At 65.2% G+C, this 6,223-nt stretch carries 5 protein-coding genes; all 5 read right to left on the bottom strand.

The genetic code is table 11. From position 1 onward, the window contains the following. On the bottom strand, positions 1–450 hold a 450-nt coding region (locus VF194_RS15115), incomplete at its 3' end, for an ATP-binding cassette domain-containing protein (RefSeq protein ID WP_330892016.1). A 68-nt stretch (positions 451–518) separates the two neighbouring features. Then, complete coding sequence (gene urtC, locus VF194_RS15110; RefSeq protein ID WP_330892015.1) at positions 519–1,667, bottom strand: urea ABC transporter permease subunit UrtC; 1,149 nt, start codon at positions 1,665–1,667, stop codon at positions 519–521. A gap of 10 nt (positions 1,668–1,677) precedes the next feature. Beyond that, positions 1,678–3,651, bottom strand: a complete 1,974-nt coding sequence (gene urtB, locus VF194_RS15105) for an urea ABC transporter permease subunit UrtB (RefSeq protein ID WP_330892014.1) — start codon at positions 3,649–3,651, stop codon at positions 1,678–1,680. Between the two features lie 135 nt (positions 3,652–3,786). Further along, the gene (urtA, locus tag VF194_RS15100) at positions 3,787–5,073 is read right to left on the bottom strand and encodes an urea ABC transporter substrate-binding protein (RefSeq protein ID WP_330892013.1); all 1,287 of its coding nucleotides are present in this window, start codon (positions 5,071–5,073) and stop codon (positions 3,787–3,789) included. A 315-nt stretch (positions 5,074–5,388) separates the two neighbouring features. Next, positions 5,389–6,222 carry an urease accessory protein UreD gene (locus tag VF194_RS15095; RefSeq protein ID WP_330892012.1) on the bottom strand — a complete coding sequence of 278 codons (834 nt, stop codon included), beginning with the start codon at positions 6,220–6,222 and terminating at the stop codon, positions 5,389–5,391. Between the last annotated feature and the right edge of the window lies 1 nt (position 6,223).

Raw genomic sequence — 6,223 nt, 5'->3', positions numbered from 1 at the left:
GCGGCCGGCCAAGCCGACGGTCTGCAGCGCCCAGGCGATGCGGTCGAGCGCGGCGCTGTCCAGGCGCGCGGCGAGCGTCTTCCAGGCGCCGCGCGGAGCTTTCATGGCCAGTTCGAAATTCTCGAACACCGTGAGATTCTCGAACACGGTCGGCTTCTGGAATTTGCGCCCGATGCCGAGATTGGCGATCTCGGTTTCGTCCAGCCTGGTCAGGTCGACACGCCCGGCGAACAAAACCTCGCCTTCATCCGGCCGCGTCTTGCCGGTGATTATGTCCATCATCGTGGTCTTGCCGGCGCCGTTTGGTCCAATGATCATGCGGAGCTCTCCAGGAGCAACCATCAACGCGAGATTGTTGATCGCCTTGAAGCCGTCGAAGCTGACCGAGACGCCATCGAGATAGAGCTGGGTATCGGAAACCCGCGGACGCTCGATGATTTCCGGCGCCATGCCGGCTGAAATCTCATCAGGCCGGCCTGGTTGGGCCGCCGGCGCGGAAATGGAGCCCGTCGCCTGCATCATTCCGCCGCCTCCACCTTTGCGAAGCTGCGCCGCTCGGCGCGCCATGACTTCCACTGACCGGCCAGGCCGACCACGCCCTTCGGGAAGGCGAGCGTCACGGCGACGAAGAGCGCACCGAGTACGAAAAGCCAGAGTTCGGGCGCGGCGCCCGTAAGCCAGGTCTTGATCAGGTTGACCAGCACGCCGCCCAAGATGGCGCCGTAAAGCGTGCCGCGGCCGCCGACCGCCACCCAGATGGCGATCTCGATGGAACTGGCCGGCGAGAATTCCGACGGATTGATGATGCCGACCTGCGGCACGTAAAGCGCGCCGGCAATGCCCGCCAGTACGGCCGAAAGCGTGAAAGCAAACAGCTTGGCGGCGGTGGGCGAGTAGCCGAGAAAGCGGACCCGGCTTTCCGCATCGCGCACCGCCAGCAGCACGCGGCCAAGCTTGGATTGCGCCACGTAACGGCAGAGCAGGAGGCAGAGTCCCAGCACGAGCACCGATACGACATAGAGCCCGATGCGGGTCGCCGGCGCCTGCACCGAAAAGCCGAGAATGTCCTTGAAATCGGTCAGGCCGTTATTGCCGCCGAAGCCCATATCGTTGCGAAAGAAGGCGAGCATCAGCGCGAAGGTCATCGCCTGCGTGACGATCGAGATGTAGACGCCGGTGACGCGGCTGCGGAAGGCGAACCAGCCCAGCACCAGCGCCAGCACGGCCGGCACCAGCAGCACCATCAGCAGCGCAAAGGGAAAATGGCCGAAGCCGTACCAGTACCAGGGCAGTTCCTTCCAGTTCAGGAAGACCATGAAATCCGGCAATTCGGGATTGCCATAGACGCCGCGCGCGCCGATCTGCCGCATCAGGTACATGCCCATGGCATAGCCGCCCAGGGCGAAGAAGGCGCCATGCCCGAGGCTCAGGATGCCTGCATAGCCCCAGACCAGATCAAGGCTGAGCGCCAGGATGGCATAGCAGGCATATTTGCCGAGCAGCGGCACCAGGTAGTCGGGCAGATGGACGGCCGCGCCCGCCGGGGGCAGCAGGTTGGCCAGCGGCACCAGCACGATCAGCACGAAACCGACCCCGAGGAAAGCGGCCCAGCCGCGCGGGCTCAGAAGCGGCGCGGGTCGGGCCAGCGTGTTCAGTGCTTCACGCATCGACTGCTCCTTACGCATCTGCAGCGCGGCCTTTCGCCGCAAATAGCCCGCGCGGGCGTTTCTGGATGAACAGGATGATGAAGACCAGCACGACCACCTTGCCGAGCACGGCGCCGGCCACCGGCTCGAGCAGCTTGTTGACGATGCCGAGCGTCAGCGCGCCGATCAGCGTACCCATCAGGTTGCCGACGCCGCCGAAGACGACCACCAGGAAGCTGTCGACGATGTAAATCTGGCCGAGATTGGGCGAGACATTGCCGATCTGGCTGAGCGCCACGCCCGCCATCCCGGCGATGCCGGAGCCGAGCGCGAAGGTGAGCGCGTCGACGCGCGCCGTGGGAATCCCCATCACCGCGGCCATCGGACGGTTCTGCGTCACCGCCCGCATGTGCAGACCGAAGCTGGTCTTGCGCAGGATCAGCGCGATCAACCCGAGCACCGCAAAGCAGAAGACGATGATGTACAGCCGGTTCCAGGTCACCGCGAAGCCGCCGGTAAGTTCTATCGCCCCGGTCATCCAGTCCGGATTGGCCACCTCCTTGTTCGGCGCGCCGAAGGTCATGCGCACAAGCTGCTGCAGCCCCAGGCTGATGCCCCAGGTGGCCAGCATGGTTTCGAGCGGACGGCCATAGAGAAAGCGGATCACGCAGCGCTCGATGGCGACGCCGAAGGCCGCCGCCACCAGGAAGGCCACCGGCAGAGCGGCGATCAGATAGGCATTGATCCAGCCGGGCGGCAGAAAGGCACGGAACACCTCCTGCGTTACATAGGCCGAATAGGCGCCCAGCATGATCATCTCGCCATGCGCCATGTTGATGACGCCCATGACGCCGAAGGTGATCGCCAGGCCTACTGCGGCAAGCAGCAGAACGGAGCCCAGGCTGATGCCCTGCACCAGGTTTTCGGCATAGCCCAGCAGGGTGACCTTGGTCTGAATCCGGTTGAAGGCGGCAGCGATCGCCGCCTTCACATCCGGATCGGCCTCCTGACCGAGGCGCGCCTGCAACAGCGAACGCACGCGCAGATCGGCCGTGCCGGCCAGAATGCCGACGGCGGCAATGCGGCGTGCCTTGTCGGGATCGGCAAGATCGACGGCCGCCAGGGCCCGTTCCATCGCGCGCTTCACCGAGGCAACGCCTTCCCTGGCGTAGGCTTCGCGCAGCAGCACGGCGGTTTCCGGCGTCACTCCATCCAGCAGCGCATCGGCGGCGCGGCGGCGCTGCTCGGCATCGGCACTCAGCAGTCCGAGGCGGCCGATCGCCTCGTTGAGCACGTTGCGCAGATTGTTGTTGACGAAGACGACATCCAGATCGCTTTCGCTGACGATGTCGCCGCGGGCCAGCGTGGTGGCGTCGGCAAGCTGGATATCGTTGCCGCTCGCCGAGCCGATCACGATGGCGCCATCCGACTTGCGCGCGAACAGCCGGCCATCGGCCAGGGCGCGGAAGACGGGAATGGCGCGCGGATCGCCCAGATCGGTCAACCGGTCGATCGCCGCGCGCTTGGCGGCGAAATCCTCCGCATTCAGCGCCTTCACGCCGGCGGCAAAGTCGAACGGGCGCAACCCCTGCGTGGCCTGCGGCGCAGCACCGCCGAGCCGGGCCCTGGTTTCGGCATCGACTTCGACCGGCTTCAAGTCCTCCGGGCCGGCCATCGCCTCGATATCGCCGGTCAGCGCATTGGTAATCACATATTGCTCGCCGTCCTTCTCGCCGATGACGACGGCATTGTCGTCCAGACGGATGAAGAGGCTCCCCTTCGCCAAGGCGGCGATCACGGCTTTCGCGCGCGCGTCCGCGCGCTGTTCCAGCGCCTGGACCGCCGGCTTGGGATCGTAGGCAAGGCCGGCGAGCAATTCTTCCAGCGGCTCGTCCGCGGCCCGGGCCATGCCGGCGGGACCGGCGGCCATCGTCAAGGCCAGCAGACAGGCCAGCAGGAGAGATCTGGTTTTCATCGTGACGGACATGGTTGTGGCGAGAGACACGGCAAAACTCCGGTTGCGCTTCATGGGTGGCGCTTTATTCCGGGATGCTCCCGGCTCGTGCCCTTCCTTCCGCCGGACGCTGCGACGCGACGGAAGAAAGGGCCGGTGGCCATGGAGACTAGACGGACAACCCACTCAGTTGGTCAGCGCGCCGTATTTCGGCTTCTCGCAATTGCCGCAGACCCAGGGATAGGTCCAGTCGGCCGTCAGCTTGGCGCTTTCCGGGATATATTTCGACCAGGCATCCGCTTTGATGGGCCCTTTGGTCTTCCAGACGATGTTGAACTGGCCGTCCGGACGGATTTCGCCGATATAGACCGGCTTCGAGAGATGATGGTTGGTGTTCATCACCGCGGTGAAGCCCGACGGCGCCTTGACCTTCTGGCCATACATGGCCTGGCGGACGGCATCGACATTGGTGGTGCCGGCCTGCTGCACCGCCTGGGTCCACATCTTGAAGCCGATATAGGTGGCTTCCATCGGATCGTTGGTCACGCGCTTCGGATTCTTGATGTAGGCGTGCCACTGCTTGATGAAGGCGTCGTTGACCGGGTTCTTGACCGACTGGAAGTAGTTCCAGGCCGCCAGATGGCCAACCAGGTTCTTGGCATCGATGCCGGCCAGTTCCTCTTCGCCGACCGAGAAGGCGACGACGGGAATGTCGGAGGCCTTGATGCCCTGGTTGGCCAGCTCCTTGTAGAAGGGCACGTTGGCGTCGCCGTTGATGGTGGAGACCACGGCGGTCTTCTTGCCGGCCGAGGCGAACTGCTTGATCTTCGAAACCTCGGTCTGCCAGTCGGAGAAGCCGAACGGCGTGTAGTTGACCATGATGTCCTCGGCCTTGACGCCCTTGGACTTCAGGAAGGCCTCGAGGATCTTGTTGGTGGTGCGCGGATAGACGTAGTCGGTGCCTTCCAGCACCCAGCGCTTCGCCTCGCCGCCTTCCTTGCTCATCAGGTATTCGACGGCCGGAATCGCCTGCTGGTTCGGCGCCGCGCCGGTATAGAAGACGTTCTTCGAGCTTTCCTCGCCCTCATACTGCACCGGGTAGAACAGCAGGCCGTTCAGCTCCTCGAAAACCGGCAGCACGGATTTGCGCGACACCGAGGTCCAGCAGCCGAACACCACCGCGACCTTGTCCTTCGAGATCAGTTCGCGTGCCTTCTCGGCGAAGAGCGGCCAGTTGGAGGCGGGATCGACGACGACGGCTTCGACCTTCTTGCCGAGCAGGCCGCCCTGCTTGTTCAGGTCGTCGACCATCATCAGGACGGTGTCCTTCAGCGTGGTCTCCGAGATCGCCATGGTGCCCGACAGCGAATGCAGCACGCCGATCTTGATGGTGTCTTCCGCGCGCGCGGCCGTGGCCGCAATCCCGGCGGCGACCGCGCCCAGCACGGTCATCGTCCGTATGAATTTTTGCATCAAATCCTCTCCTGCGCTTCTTGGCGGCCCCCCCATGGGCACGACCAGATGACACAGAAGTGGCAAGGACCGTGCCAAGCCGGCCGCGAGCCCCGGGACAGCGCAGGATTTGGCTCTAATTGCCTGATTCCAGACTGCGAAATCCGATATCACGCCATGGCGGCATAGTCGGACGCCTCGCCTTCCCGCCCGGCCAACAGGGACGAAGCGCAAATCTTGCTCAAAACACAGGCAAAGCCGTCTGAAAAAGATGCAAAGCGCAAAATTCAGGCAAAAGGCGCTCGCAATGTGACGCGAGAAGACTCAATCGGCCGGCTAGAATCGCCAAAGCCGCGGCATCCGGGCCGGCCGGCCGAGCCTCGGCCGCAGAATCGACCAGAGCGTCGCGAAATGCCGCCGCAACCGAGCCGCATCGCCATCGACCAGCCGCGCAATCAGCAGGCCGTCCAGCAGGGTGACGCCGCCGCCGATCCGCTGCGCCCCGAGCTGCTCGCGAAGCCCATCGCGGGCGGCCGCGGCATCCGGACCGTAATATAGAATGAGCGCCTGCGCCGCCGCGCCGCCATAGCCGGCCGGATGATCCAGCAGGCCGGCGACATCGCCCTCGAGCCGGGCCGCATCCTGCCAGATCAGCCGGCTGCCGCAGCGGAGCTGCCAGCGGTCGAACAGAAATCCTTCACTGAAGCGCTCGCCGCTGGCGATGCGGCCGAAGACCGTGATGTCGCCGGCAAGCAGGGCGGAATTTTCCACGAGGCCGATCCGCACCTTGCGGCGCAGCCGGGCGCCATCGAACAGGATCGTCTCCTGTGGCAGCCATTCGAGCCGCGCCGCGGAGGCGAGTGCCAGGTCGATCTCGATCGCCGCGTCCCCGTCGTCGGCGGCTCGGTAGATCTTCTCTGCCGCTTGCGGCGTGCATAAGGCCGCCGCGCCGGCCTCTGCCGCCAGGCTGAGCCGCAGGCGGTCGCCGCCGGTCAGGCCGCCGGCCGTGGTGATCAGCACGGCGGTCGGCGACTCGTCCGGATCGGGCCGCGGCAGCAGGGCGCGGCAAGGGTCGTGCTGGTAGAGATCGGCGAGACGCGTCACGCCGGCCGCATCGGCCGCGAAACGCAGGCTCAGCGCGCCATCCGCCCGCTGCAGTTTCTCCGTCACG

The organism is Ferrovibrio sp., assembly GCF_036381655.1.
Taxonomy (GTDB): Bacteria; Pseudomonadota; Alphaproteobacteria; order Ferrovibrionales; family Ferrovibrionaceae; genus Ferrovibrio.
Note: the sequence above shows the minus strand (reverse complement) of the source record. Positions and strands in the feature narration are given on the sequence as shown.